The sequence below is a fragment of the Micromonospora sp. RL09-050-HVF-A genome (assembly GCF_019374995.1).
Lineage (GTDB): Bacteria > Actinomycetota > Actinomycetes > Mycobacteriales > Micromonosporaceae > Micromonospora > Micromonospora antibiotica.
In genome coordinates, this window is sequence record NZ_JAGKQP010000002.1 from 6,206,205 (window position 1) to 6,223,043 (window position 16,839).

12 protein-coding genes are annotated in these 16,839 nt (G+C 73.5%); 7 read left to right on the plus strand and 5 right to left on the minus strand.

Annotation, left to right across the window (positions count from 1 at the left end; genetic code table 11):
* The first annotated feature begins 13 nt into the window (after positions 1 to 13).
* From dxr to ispG, 3 genes are read left to right on the plus strand one after another with little or no spacing between them, the layout of a single operon-like run.
* Complete coding sequence (gene dxr, locus J7462_RS27550) at positions 14 to 1,225, plus strand: 1-deoxy-D-xylulose-5-phosphate reductoisomerase (protein ID WP_208569277.1); 1,212 nt, start codon at positions 14 to 16, stop codon at positions 1,223 to 1,225.
* Positions 1,225 to 2,466, plus strand: a complete 1,242-nt coding sequence (locus J7462_RS27555; RefSeq protein WP_219468394.1) for an RIP metalloprotease — start codon at positions 1,225 to 1,227, stop codon at positions 2,464 to 2,466. Before dxr ends, J7462_RS27555 begins: the two co-directional genes overlap by 1 nt.
* A gap of 8 nt (positions 2,467 to 2,474) precedes the next feature.
* On the plus strand, positions 2,475 to 3,647 hold the full coding sequence (gene ispG / locus J7462_RS27560; RefSeq protein ID WP_219468397.1) for a flavodoxin-dependent (E)-4-hydroxy-3-methylbut-2-enyl-diphosphate synthase: 1,173 nt from the start codon (positions 2,475 to 2,477) through the stop codon (positions 3,645 to 3,647).
* Between the two features lie 298 nt (positions 3,648 to 3,945).
* Here ispG and J7462_RS27565 read toward each other — a convergent pair whose 3' ends face one another.
* On the minus strand, positions 3,946 to 4,524 hold the full coding sequence (locus J7462_RS27565; RefSeq protein WP_219468400.1) for a PadR family transcriptional regulator: 579 nt from the start codon (positions 4,522 to 4,524) through the stop codon (positions 3,946 to 3,948).
* Positions 4,525 to 4,683: 159 nt separating this feature from the next.
* Between J7462_RS27565 and J7462_RS27570 the strand changes: the two genes are divergently transcribed.
* On the plus strand, positions 4,684 to 5,523 hold the full coding sequence (locus J7462_RS27570; protein WP_219468403.1) for a DUF4081 domain-containing GNAT family N-acetyltransferase: 840 nt from the start codon (positions 4,684 to 4,686) through the stop codon (positions 5,521 to 5,523).
* A gap of 358 nt (positions 5,524 to 5,881) precedes the next feature.
* Positions 5,882 to 9,796 carry an ATP-binding cassette domain-containing protein gene (locus J7462_RS32675; RefSeq protein WP_255597923.1) on the plus strand — a complete coding sequence of 1,305 codons (3,915 nt, stop codon included), beginning with the start codon at positions 5,882 to 5,884 and terminating at the stop codon, positions 9,794 to 9,796.
* Positions 9,797 to 9,922: 126 nt separating this feature from the next.
* Here the strand turns inward: J7462_RS32675 and J7462_RS27585 are convergent, their stop codons facing one another.
* The 4 genes from J7462_RS27585 to J7462_RS27600 form a co-directional block, all read right to left on the minus strand.
* The gene (locus J7462_RS27585; RefSeq protein WP_219468407.1) at positions 9,923 to 10,990 is read right to left on the minus strand and encodes an NADH:flavin oxidoreductase/NADH oxidase; all 1,068 of its coding nucleotides are present in this window, start codon (positions 10,988 to 10,990) and stop codon (positions 9,923 to 9,925) included.
* Between the two features lie 65 nt (positions 10,991 to 11,055).
* Positions 11,056 to 12,372, minus strand: a complete 1,317-nt coding sequence (locus J7462_RS27590) for a dicarboxylate/amino acid:cation symporter (protein WP_219470766.1) — start codon at positions 12,370 to 12,372, stop codon at positions 11,056 to 11,058.
* Between the two features lie 206 nt (positions 12,373 to 12,578).
* Positions 12,579 to 13,280: a DUF998 domain-containing protein gene (locus J7462_RS27595; protein ID WP_219468410.1), complete on the minus strand. Its 702-nt coding sequence runs from the start codon at positions 13,278 to 13,280 to the stop codon at positions 12,579 to 12,581.
* Positions 13,273 to 14,238, minus strand: coding sequence for a glutathione S-transferase family protein (locus tag J7462_RS27600; RefSeq protein ID WP_219468415.1), 966 nt, complete (start codon positions 14,236 to 14,238; stop codon positions 13,273 to 13,275). The genes J7462_RS27595 and J7462_RS27600 overlap by 8 nt, the downstream gene beginning before the upstream one ends.
* A 198-nt stretch (positions 14,239 to 14,436) precedes the next feature.
* On the opposite strand from J7462_RS27600, the gene pcaF reads away from it, so the two are divergent.
* Together pcaF and J7462_RS27610 are read left to right on the plus strand one after the other, a co-directional pair.
* Positions 14,437 to 15,642: a 3-oxoadipyl-CoA thiolase gene (gene pcaF / locus J7462_RS27605; protein WP_219468417.1), complete on the plus strand. Its 1,206-nt coding sequence runs from the start codon at positions 14,437 to 14,439 to the stop codon at positions 15,640 to 15,642.
* 377 nt (positions 15,643 to 16,019) lie between these two features.
* The gene (locus J7462_RS27610) at positions 16,020 to 16,838 is read left to right on the plus strand and encodes an SAM-dependent methyltransferase (RefSeq protein ID WP_208569286.1); all 819 of its coding nucleotides are present in this window, start codon (positions 16,020 to 16,022) and stop codon (positions 16,836 to 16,838) included.
* The last annotated feature ends 1 nt before the right edge of the window (position 16,839 follow it).

Sequence of the window (16,839 nt, forward strand, 5' to 3'; positions counted from 1 at the left end):
GCAGAATGGCCGCGTGACAACTCCCCGGGATCTCGTACTGCTCGGCTCCACCGGCTCGATCGGCACCCAGGCGATCGACATCGTCAGGCGCAACCCGGACCGGTTCCGGGTGGTGGCGCTCGGTGCCGGTGGCGGCAACGTCGAGTTGCTCGCCACCCAGGCCCTCGAGCTGGGCGTGGACGCGGTCGGGGTGGCCAAGGCGTCCGCCGCGCAGGATCTCCAGCTCGCCTTCTATGCCGAGGCGAGTCGGCGCGGCTGGGCCACCGGGGACTTCAGGCTGCCGAAGATCATCGCCGGTCCGGACGCCATGACCGAGCTGGCGCAGTGGCCCGGCGACGTGGTCCTCAACGGGGTGGTCGGGTCGCTCGGGCTCGCGCCGACGCTGGCCGCGCTGCGCTGTGGTCGTACCCTCGCGTTGGCCAACAAGGAGTCGTTGGTGGCCGGCGGCCCGCTGGTGAAGGCCGCGGTGACGCGGCCGGGGCAGATCGTGCCGGTCGACTCGGAGCATTCGGCGCTGGCCCAGTGTCTGCGCGGCGGCACCCGCGGCGAGGTACGGCGGCTGGTCGTCACGGCCAGCGGTGGACCGTTCCGGGGGCGGCGGCGCGACGAGCTGACCGCTGTCACCCCGGAGCAGGCGCTCGCCCACCCGACGTGGAACATGGGCCCGGTCGTCACGATCAACTCGGCCACCATGGTCAACAAGGCGTTGGAGGTGATCGAGGCGCACGAGCTGTTCGACGTGCCCTACGCCGACATCACCGTGATGGTGCACCCGCAGTCGGTGATCCACTCGATGGTCGAGTTCGTTGACGGTTCCACCCTGGCCCAGGCGAGCCCGCCGGACATGCGGCTGCCCATCGCGCTCGGCATCGGCTGGCCCGACCGGGTGCCCGACGCGACCGCCGCCGTGGACTGGACCACCGCCCACACCTGGGAGTTCGCCCCCCTCGACGACGAGGCGTTCCCGGCGGTGGCGCTGGCCAAGGCGGCCGGCGAGGCGGGTCGCAGCCGACCGGCGGTCTACAACGCGGCCAACGAGGAGTGCGTGGCGGCGTTCGTCGCCGGCCGGTTACCGTTCCTCGGCATCGTCGACACCCTGGAACGGGTGCTGGAGGAGGCCCCCGATTTCGGCGAACCGGGTACGGTCGAGGACGTACTCGCCGCCGAATCGTGGGCGCGCGCGCACGCGCAGGAGATCATCGCGGGGTCGGGGAAGGAAGCCTGATGCTTTATCTGCTCGGGGTGGTGGTGATCGCCCTGGCGATCCTCATCTCGGTGAGCCTGCACGAGGCCGGTCACATGCTGACCGCCAAGGCGTTCGGCATGAAGGTCACCCGCTACTTCGTCGGCTTCGGGCCGACCATCTGGTCGTTCCGCCGGGGTGAGACGGAGTACGGCCTCAAGGCCATCCCGCTCGGTGGCTTCTGCAAGATCGTCGGTATGACGCCGCAGGACGACGACGTCGAACCCGGTGACGAGAAGCGGGCCATGTGGCGTTACCCGGTCTGGAAGCGGACGATCGTGATGTCCGCCGGCTCGGTCACCCACTTCGCGCTGGCGATCATCGCGATCTGGCTGGCCGCCATGTTCATGGGCCTGCCCAACAAGGACCTGCCCAACCCGCTGCCGGCGCACGTCAAGGTCGTCGACTGCGTCATCCCCACCGACGCCGCCCGCGAGTGCGCCCCCGGTGACCCGGTCAGCCCCGCCAAACAGGCCGGGCTGCGCGACGACGACAAGATCGTCGCGGTGAACGGGGTCGCCGTCGCCGACTACACCGCGCTGGTCAAGACCGTCCGCGACCTCCCGCCGGGCCAGCCCGCGACCATCAGGTACGAGCGCGACGGCGTGGCCGGTGAGGTCCGCGCCGATCTCGCCGCCGTGCAACGCAAGCCGCTCGACGACCCCAACGGCGCCCCGGTCACCGTCTCCGCCCTCGGCGTCGCCGGCCCGATGCTCCCGCCCGGCGTCCCGGCGAACGTCACGTACGGCCCGGTCGAGGCCATCCCGGCCACCGCCGGCTACACCAAGGACCTGGCCGTCGGCACCTACGAGGCGCTCAAGCGGATCCCCGACAAGATCCCCGCCCTGTGGACCGCCGTCACCGGCGGCGAACGCGACAAGGACACCCCGATCAGCGTCGTCGGGGCCAGCCGGCTCGGCGGCGAAGCGCTGGAGAACGGCGTCTGGCAGCTGCTGGTCCTGCTGTTCATCTCGCTGAACTTCTTCGTCGGCGTGTTCAACCTGCTGCCGCTGCTGCCGCTGGACGGCGGCCACATCGCCATCGCCTGGTTCGAACGGGCCCGCTCCTGGCTCTACGCCCGGATCGGCCGGCGCGACCCGGGCCGGGTCGACTACCTCAAGCTGATGCCCATCACGTACGCGGTGATCCTCATCGGTGGGGCGTTCACGCTGCTCACCGCCACCGCGGACATCGTCAACCCGATCACGCTCTTCACGAGGTGAGTGCCCAAGTGACCGCTGTCAGTCTCGGTATGCCCGCCGTACCGCCCCCGCCGCTCGCCCCGCGCCGGGTCAGTCGCCAGATCATGGTCGGTTCGGTGCCGGTCGGTGGGGGTGCCCCCGTCTCGGTGCAGTCGATGACGACGACCCTCACCTCCGACGTCAACGCCACGCTCCAGCAGATCGCGGAGTTGACCGCGTCCGGTTGTCAGATCGTCCGGGTGGCCGTACCCAGTCAGGATGACGTGGAGGCGTTGCCGGCGATCGCCCGCAAGTCGCAGATCCCGGTGATCGCCGACATCCACTTCCAGCCGAAGTACGTCTTCGCCGCGATCGACGCCGGTTGTGCGGCCGTCCGGGTCAACCCGGGCAACATCCGCCAGTTCGACGACAAGGTCAAGGAGATCGCCGCAGCGGCCTCCGCCGCCGGTACGCCGATCCGGATCGGCGTCAACGCCGGCTCGTTGGACAAGCGGCTGCTCGCGAAGTACGGCAAGGCCACCGCCGAGGCGCTCGTCGAGTCGGCGCTGTGGGAGTGTTCGCTGTTCGAGGAGCACGGCTTCCGGGACATCAAGATCTCGGTCAAGCACAACGACCCGGTGGTGATGATCCGGGCGTACCGGCAGCTCGCCGAGCAGTGCGACTACCCGCTGCACCTGGGGGTGACCGAGGCGGGCCCGGCGTTCCAGGGCACCATCAAGTCGGCCGTCGCCTTCGGCGCGCTGCTCGCCGAGGGCATCGGCGACACGATCCGGGTGTCGCTGTCCGCCCCGCCGGTCGAGGAGATCAAGGTCGGCAACCAGATCCTGGAGTCGCTGGGCCTGCGCGAACGCGGCCTGGAGATCGTCTCCTGCCCGTCCTGCGGCCGGGCCCAGGTGGACGTCTACAAGCTCGCCGAGGAGGTCACCGCCGGCCTGGAGGGGCTGCCCGTCCCGCTGCGGGTCGCCGTGATGGGCTGTGTGGTGAACGGGCCCGGCGAGGCCCGCGAGGCCGACCTGGGTGTCGCCTCCGGCAACGGCAAGGGGCAGATCTTCGTCAAGGGGCAGGTCGTCAAGACCGTCCCCGAGGGGCAGATCGTCGAGACGCTGATCGAGGAGGCGCTGCGGATCGCCGACGAGATGGGCGCGGAGATCCCCGAGGAGCTGCGCGACCTCGTCCCCGGCCCCACCGTCACCGTGCACTGATCCACCGTCGACGAAGGCGGCCCTCCCGGTGGGAGGGCCGCCTTCGTCGGTACGAGGTGATCGTCGCCGGGATGCCCGGTGACCCGGCTCGGGGTCGTGGTGGTCCGGTCTGGCCTGATGGTGGCGAGGGCCGGGCTGATGGTGGCGGCGGTCCGGGCTGATGGCGGCGGTCCGGGCTGATGGTGGCGAGGGCCGGGCTGATGGGTGGCGGCGGTCCGGGCCGGCCGGCGGGGTTCGCCGTGCCGGGCCCGGACGTCGCGGGTGGCCGTTGGCCGGGTCGCCGGGTCGTGCCCGGCGGTCACTCGGATTCGGCGAGGATCGCGTACAGCTTGCGTCTGGTCTCGTCGAGCACCTGGGCGGCGCGTTCCCGCTGGTCGTCGGTGCCGGTCATCATCACCTGGCGCAGCGCGTGCATGGCCTGCGCGCCCGCGTCGCGGATGTCGTGCCAGCTGTTGACGGTGTCCTCGGCGAACTCGGCCCAGGGCGGGGTCTGCGCGGCCGTGGTGGCCTCGTCCCGACCGGCGTCGGTGAGGCCGAACCGCTTGCGCCCGCCGCCGGCCGGGTCGGTGCTGGCGGCGATGACGCCCTCGTCCTCCAGCAGTTGCAGGGTCGGGTAGATCGATCCGGGGCTGGGCCGCCAGGCCCCGCCGGTGCGGGAGTCGATCTCCTGGATCATCTCGTAGCCGTGCATCGGCCGCTCGGTGAGCAGGGCCAGCACGGCGGCCCGGACGTTGGGCCGGCGTCCCCGGCCGCGCCCGCGACCACCCCGGCCGCCGCCCCAACCCCCGTGCCCGTGCGGGCCGGGTGGCATGGGCGGGAAGCCGAAGCCGCGTTGCCGTGCCTCTTGCAGGGCCTGCATCCGTCGGTGGAATCCCATCGTGTCGTTCCTTCCGTGGAGTGTCGCTGATGCATCAACGATATATCGCCAAAGTGTCGTCGACAAGAGTGTTCACGATGAGGCCCGGTCCGGGTCGACTGTCGCGCGGCTGCGCCGGTCGCCCGGCGGACCACCACCCGCATCTGGCAGGCTGGAACCGTGCTGACGGTGCCCGTACGCCAACTGGGAGAATCGGAGCGCCGCGCGGTCGAGCGGTTGCTCGACCTCGACCCGTTCGCGGGCGCGCAGGTCGCCGAGCGGGTCTCCGCCCGAGGGCTGGCCTGGTGGCGGGCCGAGGGGCGCATTCTCGGCTACGGCACCCGTCGCAACCTGGAGTCGATCTGCTGGCTCGGCGGCAACCTCACCCCGATCCTCGCCACGGAGTCGGCGGTCGCCGCCTTCGCCGAGCAGCTCTCCGGCGAGGAGCGGCTCTGCTCGTCCATCGTCGGGCGGGCCGACGCGGTGCTCGGACTCTGGGACCGGCTCGCCGACCACTGGGGGCCGGCCCGTGACGTACGCCCCAACCAGCCGTTACTGGCCACCGACACTGCGCCCCGCATCCCGGTCGACCCCGAGGTGCGCCGGGTCCGGCCCGACGAGGTGCCCCGCCTCTTCCCGGCGGCGGTCGCCATGTACGCCGAGGAGGTCGGCGTGTCACCGCTGGCCGACGACGGCGGCCGGGCCTACCGCCGACGGGTCGAGGACCTGGTCCGAGCCGGTCGGGCGTACGCCCGCATGATCGACGGGGAGGTCGTGTTCAAGGCCGAGCTGGCGGTGGTGACCCGCCGGACCGCCCAGATCCAGGGGGTCTGGGTGGCACCGCAGTGGCGGGGCCGTGGCATCGCCACCGCCGCGATGGCCGCCGTGGTACGCGACGCGCTGCTCCGGGTCGCCCCGACGGTCAGCCTCTACGTCAACGACTTCAACCTCCCCGCGCGCCGGGTCTACCAACACTGCGGCTTCCGCCCCGTAGGCACCCTCGCCACCATCCTCTTCTGACCCGCCCCGGCCCTCCCACCTCACCGAACACCCCACCCCCAACCCTCTAGCCCCCACCCCGCCCCGCCCCTGCCCCCGCCCCCTGCCCCCGCCGCTCACCGGCTCGTCCCAGTGATCAAGAGCTTTAGGTCAGTTGATCAAGAGGTTTACGTCATTTTGAAGATCAACTTTGACGTAAACCTCTTGATCACCGGGGAGGGGAGGGGTGGGGCGGGGTGGGGAGGGGTGGGGGAGAGGGGTAAGGCGGGGAGGGGTGGGGGAGAGGGGAGGGGGAGGGTGGGTGGTAAATGCGTTGAGGGGAGGGGGGCGGGGGTCAGGCTGGGGGGTACCGCCACCCCGAGTTCCGGAGGGAATCTCCATGCGCCTGCTCCGTGATCTCTGGGCGTCCGCGCCACGTCGCATGACGGTCGTGATCGTGCTCGTCGTGTTGGGGGCAGCCGGTCAGGCCGCCGCCTCGGCGGTCGCCGGCCCGGTGCTGGTGCACCGCTCGGCCGGCTGGTTCGTCGCGTTGGTCGTCGCGTTGGTCGTGGCAGTCTTCGGCGAGTTGGTGATCGCGCTGCTGATGGCGGGCATCACCGCCGACTGGTCCGCCGACGTGCGTCGCCGGCTCTGCCGGGTCGCCCTCGGGCAAGACCTGCCGACCCTGGAGGGCACCCCGGTCGGCGAGCTGCTCGACCGGATCGACAACGACGTCTACCAGGTCGCCTCCGAGCTGCGCAACACCGGCGTACGGCTGGTGCAGGGTCTGGTGCTCTGCCTGCTCGCCACGCTCAGCGCGCTGTTCGTCTGGTGGCCGGCCGGGGTGGCGATGCTGCTGCTCACCGTGCTGCTCATCGTGCTGCTGCGCCGTCCCACCGCCGCCATCGCCCCGGCCCGGATGTTCGAGGAGGAAGCCTGGTCCGACCTGGCCGCCGTGATGGAGGAGGCGGTGCACGGCCAGGACGACGTCCGCACCAGCCTCGCCCAGCCGTACGTGCTGCGGTTGTACGCCCGGCGGGCGGCCGAGGTGCTGAACCGCTGCCGCCGGGTCTTCCTGATGTCGGCGCGGGTCACCGCCGTCGCCGCCGGTGCCATCCGGGTCGGGATCGCCGGGGTGGTGCTCGCCGGGGCGTGGGCGTTGACCACCGGCCGGGTCGACGGGGCCCGGTTGACCGCGATCTGGCTGCTCGCGTTGAGCTTCGGCGCGACCGTCGAACATCTCGCCCGCTGGGTGCCGCACCTGCAGTACGCCCTCGGCGCCTGGGCCCGGGTGCTGCTGCTCTCCGACGCCCCGCAGGAACCCTCCGGCGGGGTCACCCCCACCGACGGCGACCTGACCCTGCGCGGGCTCACCTTCCGCTACCCGGCCACCGGCGAGGACGAGCGGGCGCCCGCGCTGCGCGACGTCCGGCTCAGCTTCGTCCGGGGACGGTCGTACGCGCTGGTCGGGCGGACCGGTTCGGGCAAGTCGACCCTGACCAAGGTGCTCACCCGGGCGGTCGAGGTGCCGCGCGGCACGGTACTGCTCGGCGACACCGACCTGTGTGACCTGGACGTCGAGGAACTGCGTCGGTGGATCGCGGTGGTGCCGCAGCGTACCGAGATCCTTGCCGGCACCCTCGCCGAGAACGTCGCCCTGTTCGACCCGGACCTGCTCGACGCCGCCCCCCGGGCGCTGGCCGAGCTGGGGCTCACCGGCTGGGTAGCGGAGCTGCCCGACGGTATCCGCACCCGGCTGGGTGAGGGCGGGTATGTGCTCTCCGCCGGTCAGGAGCAGCTGGTGGCGTTCGCCCGGATCCTGGTCCGCGATCCGCACGTGGTGGTCCTCGACGAGGCCACCGCGCGACTCGACCCGGTCACCGAGATCCGGGTACGCGAGGCCACCGAACGCCTGCTCACCGACCGGATCGGCATCATCATCGCGCACCGGCTCTCCTCCGTGCGGCGCTGCGACGAGGTGGTGGTGATGGCCGACGGGGCGGTCCTGGAGGCGGGGCCGCTGCACTCCTCGGCCCGCTTCGCCGAGCTGCTCGCCAGCAGCCGCGCCGCCGCGTACACCCCGGTGGGTGCGGCCCCGACGGGCACCGCCCGGGGCGGGGTGGACCTGCTCGACGGCCCGGGCCCCGCCTGGCCGCAGGCCGACGCACCCGGCCCCGCCCGGCCGCAGGCCGACGCCTCCGGCGGCACCTGGCCGCAGGCCGACGCCTCCGGCCCCGCCCGGTCGCAGGCCGACGCCTCCGGCGGCACCTGGCCGCAGGCCGACGCCTCCGGCCCCGCCCGGTCGCAGGCCGACGCCTCCGGCGGCACCTGGCCGCAGGCCGACGCCTCCGGCCCCGCCTGGCCGCAGGCCGGCCGGCCGGGCGACCTGTACCCGGACGGGCCCGACACCCCCTGGGCGGACGCCGCCGCGCCGAACCGGGCCGCGCCGAACCGGGCCGAGACGGACGGCATCACGGCGGACGCCACCGGGCCGGACGGCACCGGGCCGGATGGCGGCATCACGGCGGACGGCACCGGGACGGGTGGCGTCGGGCCGGGGCGGGCCGGTGTCGAGGGGGCCGGGGTGTCCGGGCGGGCGGCGGTCGCCGTACCCAAGGGGGACCCGCCGCCGCTGCCACCCCTGCCGCCCACCCGGACGATGCGGGAGATCCTGCGGCTGGGCCTGAACGACCCGCGCTTCGGCCTGCTCTCGGTCGCGCTGTTCATGGTGATCACCGTGCTCGGCCTGGACGGCACCGTGCTGCCCTGGCTCTGGGCGGACGTCGTCGACGGCGGCGACCCGTGGCTGCCGGCGATCGGCATCGCCGCCGCGCTGGTGATCGTGCTGCCGCTGCCCTACTGGACCAACCTGCGGTTCCCCCAGTGGTGGGTACGGCAGATGCTGCGGATGAGTCTGCGGCTGGTGCACGGGCAGACCGGCCCGCGCCGGTCCAGCCGGCACACCCCGGCCGAGGTGGTGGCCCAGAGCGGCGACACCGAACGGGTCGTGCAGCTCGCCGACAACCTGATGGACCAGCTCATCGCCCTGGTGACCCTGGTGACCATGACGCTGGTCACGGGCAGCCTGGTGCCGGCGTTGTTCTTCGTCGGCACGATGGCCGTCTCGGGGCTGGCTGCCACCCTGTTCGGCCCCCGGTTGGAGCGTTCCGCCCGGGACACCGTGGCCGCCCGTGCCGCCTTCGCCACCGCGCTGGTCTCCTCGCTGTCGGCGGCCCGTACGGTCAAACTGGCCGGGGCGACCCGCCCGGTGCTCGACCACCTCTCCGCCCTGGACCTGGTCCGCAGCGACCGGCAGCGGCGGGAGATCGCCGCGCAGGTGTGGGCCCGCTCCACCCCGTCGGTGGCCAGTGGCCTGCTGCCGATCGCCGCCTGGGCGCTCTACCTGACCGGCGGGCTCTCCGCCGGTGCCACCCTGGTCGCCGTCTCCACCCTCGGGGCGGCCCGCTGGTTCGCCTGGACCACGGCGTCCCTGGTCTCGCAGTACCCGTCGGCTCGGGTGTGGACCCGGCGGACGGTGGCGATGACCGGGATCGGGGCGTACTCGGCGGAGGTGCCCGGGGTGGACATCGCCGCCGGCACCGCCCCCGCGCCGGAGCCGCCGCCGCGCCGGCCACTGCGCCGGCTGGAGCTGACCGGCTACGGGGCACTGCACTCCGACGGCACCCTCGCCGTGCGGGACGTCGACCTGACCGTCGACCGGGGCCAGTTGGTGCTGGTGGTCGGGCCGGTCGGGTCCGGCAAGTCGTCGCTGCTGCGGGCGCTGGCCGGGATCGTGCACCACGTCGGCGAACTGCGCTGGAACGGCGACCCGGTGACCGAACCGGAGCTGTTCCTGCGCCCCCAGCAGGTCGGTTACGTCGGGCAGCTGCCCCGGGTGCTCTCCGGCACCGTCGCCGACAACATCGCCCTCGGGCACGACGTGGACGCGGCCGGGGCGGTGAGCACCGCCCAACTGGAGCACGACCTGGCGGGTGGGGGTGGGCTGGGGCTGCTCATCGGGCACAAGGGCACCCGGCTGTCCGGCGGGCAGTTGCAGCGGCTGGCGCTGGCCCGGGCGCTCGCCCCGCGTACCGAACTGCTGGTCGCCGACGACGTGTCGTCCGCTCTGGACGTCACCACCGAGCTGGCCCTGTGGGCGGCGCTGCGCGAGCACGGGGTGACGGTGGTCGGCTCCACCTCGAAACGGGCGGCGCTGGTCCGCGCCGACCACGTGGTGGTGCTCATCGACGGCACGGCCGTCGCCCAGGGTCCGTGGCGTGACCTGGAGGACGACTGGGGTCACCTGGCCGGCTGACCAGGTCACCCGCGTCCTGCGTCCCGCGCCCGCCCGCTCGCGCCACCCGGGATCGGGGAGAGTTGTTGCCGCTCCAGCGACAACAACTCTCCCCGCAGTGGTCGACGCAGGCCGGTCGGCAGACGGTCAGAAGGCGCGGGCGTACGGGTCGGGCCAGTCGGGGGTGGCGCCGAGCTTCGCGGCGGCGCGGCGCGGCCAGTACGGGTCGCGCAGCAGTTCCCGACCGAGCAGCACCAGATCGGCCTCACCGGCTGCGACGACCTGCTCGGCCTGCTCCGGCTCGACGATGAGGCCGACCGCACCCGTCGGTACGCCCGCCTCGCGGCGGATCTGGGCGGCCAGCGGCACCTGGTAGCCGGGACCGACCGGGATGGCCGCCCGGGCCGACGCCCCGCCGGAGGAGACGTCCACCAGGTCCACCCCGGTCGCGGCCAGCTCGGCGGCGAGCGCGACGCTGTCGTCCGCCGTCCAACCGCCGTCGACCCAGTCGGTGGCGGAGATCCGGGTGAGCACCGGCACCTGTTCGCCGACGGTGGCGCGGACCGCGCGGGCCACCTCCAGGGTGAGCCGCATCCGGGCGGCCCGGTCGCCGCCGTACCCGTCGGTGCGGTGGTTGGTCAGCGGGGACAGGAACTCGTGCAGCAGGTAGCCGTGCGCGGCGTGGATCTCCACGACGGCGAAGCCGGCGTCGACGGCCCGGCTGGCGGCGGTGGCGAAGGCCGACACCACCCCGGCGATCCCGGCCTCGTCGAGCGCCGTCGGCTGCCGGTAGTCGGGCAGGAACGGTTCGGTCCCGGGCCCGACCGGCGTCCAACCGCCCTCGGCGTCGGGCACCCCGCCGCGTTCGGCCGCCCACGGCCGCCAGGTGCTGGCCTTGAACCCGGCGTGGGCGAGCTGCACGGCGGGCACCGCCCCCTGGCCGGCGACGAACGCGGTGACCGGACGCCACGCGTCGACGTGCGCGTCGGACCAGATGCCGGTGTCCTGGGGGCTGATCCGCCCCTCGGGGACGACCGCGGTGGCCTCGGTGACGATCAGTCCGGCACCGCCGACCGCCCGGGCGCCGAGGTGCACCAGGTGCCAGTCGGTGGGCAGGCCGTCCGGGCCGGCGCTGTACTGGCACATCGGGGCCAGGGCGATCCGGTTGGGCAGGGTGACGCCGCGCAGGGCGAGCGGGGTGAACAGGGCACTCATGCGAGTGATCCTCCGGTAGGGGCTGATGGCGGTGCAGGACGGGGGAGGGATCGCAGCCGTCGAGGTCAGGCGGGTGCCGGCGTCAGGTCGTCGCGGCGGGCCGGCCGGTCGGCGGTCCCGTCGGCGTCGGTCCCGTCGGCGTCGGTCAGGTCGCGCCGGCCGGCGTTGGCGTAGGCGTCGCGGTCCAGGATGCCCTCGCGGGCGGCCACGATGGTCGGCACGACCGCCTGCCCGGCCACGTTGGTGGCGGTGCGGATCATGTCCAGGATCGGGTCGATGGCCAGCAGCAGACCGGCTCCGGCCAGCGGCAGGCCCAACGTGCTCAGGGTCAGGGTGAGCATGACGATGGCACCGGTCAGGCCGGCGGTGGCGGCCGAACCGACCACCGAGACGAAGGCGATCAGCAGGTAGTCGCCGACGCCGAGGTCCACTCCGAAGACCTGGGCCACGAAGATCGCGGCGAGCGCCGGGTAGATCGCGGCGCAGCCGTCCATCTTGGTGGTGGCACCGAACGGCACCGCGAAGGAGGCGTACTCGCGGGGGACGCCGAGCCGCTCGACGGAACGCTGGGTCACCGGCATGGTGCCCACCGAGGAGCGGGACACGAAGGCCAACTCGATCGCCGGCCAGGCACCGGCGAAGAACCGCAGCGGGTTGAGCCGGCCGGCGGTGACCAGCAGCAACGGGTAGACCACGAACAGGACGACGGCGCAGCCGACGTAGACGGCGGTGGTGAACTTCGCCAGCGGGGCCAGCAGGTCCCAGCCGTACGCGGCGACGGCGTGGCCGATCAGCCCGAGGGTGCCGATCGGGGCGAGCCGGATCACCCACCACAGCGCCTTCTGCACGATGGCCAGCACCGCGCGGTTGAGCTCGACGAACGGTTCGGCAGCCGCACCGACCAGCAGCGCGGCGGCACCGACGACCAGGGCGAGGAAGACGATCTGGAGGACGTTGCCCTCGACGAACGCGCCCACCGGGTTGGTCGGCACGATGCCGGTGAGGAAGTCGGTCCACGAGCCGGTGGTCTTCGGGGCGGTCGCGCCGCCGACGTCCAGGCTCACCCCCCGGCCCGGGTTGGTGAGCAGACCGATGCCGATGCCGAGGCTCACCGCGATCAGCGCGGTGACGCCGAACCAGAGCAGCGTCCTCAGCGCCAGCCGGGCGGCGTTGGCCACCCCGCGCAGGCTGACCACGCTGACCACGATCGCGGTGAAGACCAGCGGCGGGACGGCCAGCTTGAGCAACTGGACGAAGAGCCCGCCGACGGTGTCGAGGGTGCCGGCAAGCCAGCTCAGGTCGCCCTCGCGGGCGAGGAAGCCCAGCGCCGCGCCGAGCACGAGGCCGAGCAGGATCTGGGCGGAGAAGGGGAACTTGCGCAGGGTGGAAGCCATCAGGATGCGTCCAAGGTCGGTAGGGGTCGGTCGGCGGGCGGCGTCAGGAGCGCGGCTGCGCCGGACAGACTCCACTGGCCTGGCGTCGGAGGTCGACGTACAGGCGCACGGTGAGGTGCCAGACATTGGTCATCGCCTGTCGACGCTACTCCCGGCCGGCCGACAGGTGGAAGGAGCGATCCCCGTGAGGCTCCTTACACGGAGGTTCTCGACCTGGTGATCCGTTCGTTACGTACGGCGTGCTCCCGCGCGCCGGGCACAGCCGGGTCGTCCGGTCCGGGGGCGGCCGGCCGGTGCCGGGCCAGCAGCAGAGCGGTGCCCAGGCCCCAGCCGGCACAGACCACCAGCAACACCCGTTCCAGCCCGGCCACCAGGTCGCCCCGGCCCACCGTCAGCAGGCCCAGCGCGACCACCCCGGCCACCGGCAACGCCACCACCCCGGCGACCCGGGCCACCCGGCGCAGCCCCGGCGTCGCCGGCCGGAGGAACCCGACCACCAGCATGGCGAGCACCGTCACCCCGGCCGCCACGATGCTCGCCCCGGCGTGCACCAGGTCGGCCGGCGTCGCCGCCTCGAACGGCGGCAGCGGGCACCCGGCGCTGCACGTCACCGCGCCGGAGACCACCGTGCCGGCCGCGCCGGCCAGCAGCAGGCCGGCCGCGAGCCGCAACGTCACCGGCAGCGCCGCGGCCAGCGACAACAGCGCCGCCGCCAGGGCGAACACCCCCATCCGGTACGTCGAGGCGAAGGCGCTGTCGCTGACGCCGGCCTCGCTGACGTACCCGCGCCACGGGCCACCCGGACCGGCCCCGACGGCGACGGTCACCGCGACCGCGCCGAGCAGCACACAGCCGGCGGCGACCCGGCCGGCGACCGCACGGGCGGCCTCAGGCACGGCCGTGCGGGGTGAGCCAGCCGGACGTGTCCGGGCCCACCGGCACCACCCCGGTGGGATTGATCTCACGGTGCGTGGCGTAGTAGTGCCGCTTGATGTGGTCGAAGTCCACCGTCTCGCCGAACCCCGGGGTCTGGAACAGATCCCGGGCGTACGCCCAGAGCACCGGCATCTCGGTCAGCTTCTGCCGGTTGCACTTGAAGTGCCCGTGGTAGGCCACGTCGAAGCGGACCAGGGTGGTGAACAGCCGCACGTCCGCCTCGGTGATCGCGTCACCCATCAGGTAACGCCGGTCGGCCAACCGCCGCGACAGCACGTCCAACCGGGCGAACAGCGCCGCGTACGCCTCGTCGTACGCCTGCTGGGAGGTGGCGAAGCCGCACCGGTACACGCCGTTGTTGACGTCGGCGTGGATCTCGGCCATCAACGCGTCCAGCTCGGGACGCAGCGCCACCGGGTACAGGTCGGGGGCGTCCGGGGCGTGCAGGCGTCGCCACTCGGTGGAGAGGTCGAGGGTGAGCTGCGGATAGTCGTTGGTGACCACCCGGCCGGTGAGTGTGTCCACCAGTGCCGGCACGGTCACCCGGCCCGTGTAGTCCGGGTCGGTGGTGAGGTAGGCCTCGGACAGCAAGCCGATGCCCAACGCCGGGTCGAAGCCGTCCGGGTCGAGGGTGAACCGCCAGCCGCGTTCGTCGCGGATCGGGTCGACCGTGCCCAGCGAGATCACCCCGTCCAGGCCGAGCAGACCGCGCACGATCATGGCCCGGTGCGCCCAGGGGCAGGCCCGGCACCAGATCAGCCGGTACCGGCCGGCCTCCAACGGCCAGCGCCCCTGGTCGTCCGGCCCACCGCCCTCGGGCGAGGTGGAGTGCGGGGTGACCCGGCCGGTGAACCGGTTGGGCTGGCGGACGAACGCCCCACCACCGGAGGTCTCTGCGCTGAACTGGGCCCGGGTCATGACGCCAACCTATCCGGCGTCCGCCCGCCGGGCCGGCGTCACGGGCCGTCCCGGCCGCCATCCGGCTCGGGAGGGTCGGCGCAACCCCCGGCCGGGGGCCGTTCGGCACGGGCGTGGATATCCTGACGGCCGGCGTCCCTGTGATCCGGGCGACGCCGGCACCGCCAGCCCCTTCCCACCCCCGAAGGACGTGCGTCGATGACCGTGGCCTACCTCGTGTCCGGAGTCCGTACCCCGATCGGCCGGTACGCCGGCGCCCTCGCCGGGGTACGCCCCGACGACCTGGCCGCCCACGTGCTGCGCGAACTGGTCGCCCGGCACCCGGCGGTGGACTGGTCCCGGGTCGACGACGTGGTGCTGGGCTGCGCCAACCAGGCCGGTGAGGACAACCGCAACGTGGCCCGGATGGCGGCGTTGCTGGCCGGCCTGCCACAGGAGGTGCCGGGCAGCACCGTCAACCGGCTCTGCGGCTCGGGCCTGGACGCGCTGGCCATCGCCGCCCGCGCCGTGGTGGCCGGAGAGGCCGACCTGGTGCTCGCCGGTGGCGTGGAGAGCATGAGCCGGGCCCCGTTCGTCATGCCGAAGGCGACCACCCCCTACTCCCGCGCCGCCGAGGTGTACGACACCACCCTCGGCTGGCGGCTGGTCAACCCGCTGATGGCGGCCGGCTGGGGCACCGACTCGATGCCGGAGACCGCCGAGAACGTGGCCGCCGAGTTCGGCGTCGACCGGCGGGCCCAGGACGAGTTCGCCCTGCGCTCCCAGCAGCGGGCCGCGAAGGCGCAGGCCGACGGCCGGTTCGCCGAGGAGATCGTGCCGGTGACCGTGCCCGCCGGCCGGCGGGAGACGAAGCTGGTCGAGGTCGACGAGCACCCCCGGGAGACCTCGCTTGCGAAGCTGGCCGCGCTGCCCACCCCGTTCCGGTCCGGCGGCACCGTCACCGCCGGCAACTCCTCAGGCCTCAACGATGGCGCGGTGGCCCTGCTGGTCGCGTCCGAGGCGGCGGTGGCCCGGTACGACCTCACCCCGCTCGCAAGGATCGGCGGCGCGGCGGTGGCCGGCGTACCGCCCAGGATCATGGGGATCGGTCCGGTGCCGGCCACCCGTCGGCTGCTCGGCCGGCTCGGCGTCGCCCTGGCAGACGTGGACGTGGTCGAGCTGAACGAGGCGTTCGCCGCGCAGGGGATCGCGGTGCTGCGCGAGTTGGGCCTGCCGGAGGACGCCGAGCACGTCAACCCGAACGGCGGCGCGATCGCCCTGGGGCATCCACTGGGGGCCAGCGGGGCCCGGCTGGCGTTGACCGCCGCCCTGGAGCTGCGTCGCCGGGGTGGCCGGCGGGCCCTGGCGACCATGTGCGTCGGGGTCGGCCAGGGCATCTCGCTGCTGCTGGAATCCGTGGACTGAGCCCGGCGGGTCGACCGGCGTCGAGTGGGCCCGGCGGGTCGACCGGCGTCGAGTGGGCCCGGCCGGTGGGGAATGCCCGGGGACCGACCGACCGGCCGACGCCGGGTGCCCGGCCGGCCGGCCGAGCCGGGAGGTGGAGGTGTCACCGTCGGGTGTGCGGGTGGCAGCCCAGGGTGACGGCGGGGCGTCCGGGTTGTTCGCGCCGCCCGGCCGGCCACAGATCGGGGTCAGCTGATCTCCCGCACCTGGGCGGACGGGCCTAGAGTGGTCAGCACCACACGATCCGCGGGTCGGCCGGTGCGGCTCCGCGTGCCCGCGCACGCCGTCGACACCGGTGCCCTCCCGCACCGCGGCGACGAACTGGGGGCCAGACAGCGATGCAGACGCCGGACGGACTTCCCGCCGAGATCGACCTGAGCCGGCCCAGCGCCGCCCGGGTCTACGACTACTTCCTCGGCGGCGCGCACAACTTCGAGATCGACCGGCGGCTCGCCGAGCAGATCGCCAGCATGACCCCGAACCTCGCCGACACCATGCGGTCCGGTCGGGAGTTCCTGCGCCGTGCGGTCCGGGTGCTGCTCGACGCCGGCATCGACCAGTTCCTCGACATCGGCTCGGGCATCCCCACCGTGGGCAACGTCCACGAGGTCGCCCAGGCCGCCGACCCGCAGGCCCGGATCGTCTACGTCGACATCGACCCGGTCGCCGTGGCGCACAGCCGGGAACTGCTCGCCGGCAACGACCGGGCCGTCGCCGTGCACGCCGACCTGCGGGAACCGAAGCTGATCCTGGACGAGGCACGCGCCAGCGGCCTGATCGACTTCGACCGTCCACTGGGCATCCTGCTCGCCGGGGTCGTGCACTTCGTCCCCGACGCCGACCGGCCGGCCGACATTCTCGCCACCCTCCGGGCCGCCGCCGCACCCGGCAGCTTCCTGGTCGTCTCGCACTCCACCTTCGAGGACCAGCCCCAGGAGATGCTCGACGCACAGCGCCTCTCGGCGCGTACCGACACCGAGATCACGCTGCGGTCCCGCGCCGAGATCACCGGCTTCTTCGGGGACTGGACGCTGCTCGAGCCCGGCGTGGTGCACATGCCGCTGTGGCGGCCCGACTCTCCGTCCGACGTGGACGAGCACCCCGAGCGGTTCGGGGCGTTCGGCGGCGTCGCCCGGTACGACCGCACAGCCGGCTGAG

Excerpts from the sequence above, each read along its gene's own strand:
- J7462_RS27610 (WP_208569286.1), top strand. The coding sequence starts at position 16,020 with ATGCAGACGCCGGACGGACTTCCCGCCGAGATCGACCTGAGCCGGCCC.
- J7462_RS27565 (WP_219468400.1), bottom strand. The coding sequence starts at position 4,524 with ATGGGATTCCACCGACGGATGCAGGCCCTGCAAGAGGCACGGCAACGC.
- J7462_RS27585 (WP_219468407.1), bottom strand. The coding sequence starts at position 10,990 with ATGAGTGCCCTGTTCACCCCGCTCGCCCTGCGCGGCGTCACCCTGCCC.
- J7462_RS27600 (WP_219468415.1), bottom strand. The coding sequence starts at position 14,238 with ATGACCCGGGCCCAGTTCAGCGCAGAGACCTCCGGTGGTGGGGCGTTC.
- J7462_RS27555 (WP_219468394.1), top strand. The coding sequence starts at position 1,225 with ATGCTTTATCTGCTCGGGGTGGTGGTGATCGCCCTGGCGATCCTCATC.
- pcaF (WP_219468417.1), top strand. The coding sequence starts at position 14,437 with ATGACCGTGGCCTACCTCGTGTCCGGAGTCCGTACCCCGATCGGCCGG.
- J7462_RS32675 (WP_255597923.1), top strand. The coding sequence starts at position 5,882 with ATGCGCCTGCTCCGTGATCTCTGGGCGTCCGCGCCACGTCGCATGACG.